Origin of the sequence: Nitrosomonas sp. Nm132, from assembly GCF_900100485.1 — a bacterium.
Classification (GTDB): domain Bacteria; phylum Pseudomonadota; class Gammaproteobacteria; order Burkholderiales; family Nitrosomonadaceae; genus Nitrosomonas.
This window is the reverse complement of record NZ_FNDH01000107.1, coordinates 1-1,838: the sequence shown is the minus strand read 5'-3', so window position 1 is coordinate 1,838 and position 1,838 is coordinate 1. Positions and strand designations below refer to the sequence as shown.

Here is a 1,838-nt window from a genome sequence, read left to right as displayed (position 1 = left end):
GAGATCCTGCCAGGCACTGCCGAAAATATGATTCGAATCGCCATGATGAAAATAACACTTGCAAAATGCGTCTAATGTTTTGCCAGACAGCTTCTCAGTCTGGAACAAACTTAAATGCACACGGGATAATTTGTTGATGGTTCGTAGCATTTAACGACTTATTGTATGCTTTGTAAATTTGTCATAGATAAAAAGAGTTTTAACCCATACATCAGCTCGCAGGTCAGCTTCAGGAAAATCAACAGGCAGCTGGTGAATACTGTAGGCTTTCCGGCCTTTGATCCCAAACAGGCTTACGAAACCAACCTGGACGCCTTGGTAGCGCAAATCGAGACCCGCGTGATTTTGGCAGGCAACAGCGAAGCGTATTTCTGCAAGCATTCTGGCAACATCATCCCCATGCTCAGCGGTGCGACGATTTTTCAGACTATCCACCCCTGCGAGGATTACTCCATCCCCTCTCACTCTAACCTGTCATTCCATTTCTAAATCAAAACTGACGCGAAGGTGAGCCGCAGGCAGCATAAATAATACGGCAAGGAGAAGCCGACAAAGTCAGTTTTGATTTAGAAATGGAATAATTCGGTATTCATTGCTATTAAGCTTTAGCTGTCATTAAGCGTGGTTGCGGTATTTATGTTTAGCAGTTATGAACTCATCAGACGCAATCGTAATTACAATTACGGGTGTTATGCCAGACTGTATAGCGCTAGCATGGCGCAGCGGCAAGGACTCAGCCTCGCCCCTATTCCAGCAAAATTCACAGCACCAGGTGGCGGTCATCCTGACCTACCGCCGCATCAGGCATTTCTGCCATGACCCTGCCCTAACGAAACTTATGAGCGCATCGTGACAAAGGCCTACGTGCTTGCACGTATTTTTTTTGCCAGCGTATTTCGATAATCTATTGATGTATCAGAGCTTAATAAGAAAGAGCGTTTATTTTTCTTATACATACGGGGTGGTCAACGGACTGCTGCAGTGTGGCAAAATTTACTGTTGAGTGTCAATACGGCGAAGGTGCTCATCCACACGGTCAAGGGCTGTGCCCACCTGAATGATATCTCACTCAAGGAGGAGGAAATCACCATGCGCGACCTACTCAGATTAACCGTTATGCTGCTGGCACTCAGTTCACTCGAAGGTTGTGCAGTACTGGCTGGTGCCGGTGCGGCTGGCGGTGCCTACGAATACCAGAGCAAGCAGCAGCTGGATAAGCTGGAAGAGGATTTCAAGAAGGGCACCATCAACCGCGACGAATACCTGAAGCGGAAAAAGCAGATCGAGGGGGGCTCGATTATCTACTGATGCAGTCTATCAGCCAGGCCCTGAGGGGGAACCTTTCTCCCCTTGCGCCGGAGGTATAGACCTGAGGAAGCCTCACGAATATAGGAATAGTTCTAATAAATTACTGAAGATTTTATTGCTATATACTCATCGCACTTCAAAATTCGGCATCAATACCTTCTCCCGCTGAGAGAAGGTATTGATGAGGGATTACGAAAACCGAATTTTGAAGTAATGGAATGGACGCCCACTACCCTAAACGGCATCAAAGTGCCAAAGTAACGGTGCAATAACTATTCAACCAGATAGGAGCGTCCAATATGAAGGTTACAACAATAGGAATTGATTTAGCAAAAGAAGTATTTCAGATTCACGGTGTAGATACGCATGGTAAGACTGTGTTGCGCAAGCAATCGCGCCGCAGCGAGATGGCGAAGTATTTCGCCAATTTAGAGCCCTGCTTGATAGGCATGGAAGCCTGTGGTAGCTCGCACCACTGGGGGAGAAAATTGGGTGAATTTGGGCACACCGTCAAGCTCATGTCTCCTCAG

Annotated in this window: 3 protein-coding genes and 1 pseudogene; all 4 read left to right on the top strand. The window is 46.9% G+C overall.

What is annotated here, in order from left to right:
* Positions 1-252: 252 nt before the first annotated feature.
* A complete protein-coding gene (locus BLP80_RS15425; protein WP_143002335.1) occupies positions 253-489 on the top strand; it encodes a hypothetical protein in 237 nt (78 codons plus the stop codon).
* A 147-nt stretch (positions 490-636) separates the two neighbouring features.
* A complete protein-coding gene (locus BLP80_RS14800; RefSeq protein ID WP_090544496.1) occupies positions 637-819 on the top strand; it encodes a hypothetical protein in 183 nt (60 codons plus the stop codon).
* 180 nt (positions 820-999) lie between these two features.
* Positions 1,000-1,308 carry a hypothetical protein gene (locus BLP80_RS14795; protein ID WP_090544494.1) on the top strand — a complete coding sequence of 103 codons (309 nt, stop codon included), beginning with the start codon at positions 1,000-1,002 and terminating at the stop codon, positions 1,306-1,308.
* A 299-nt stretch (positions 1,309-1,607) separates the two neighbouring features.
* Positions 1,608-1,838 (top strand): annotated as a pseudogene (locus tag BLP80_RS14790) (IS110 family transposase); the annotation flags it as partial.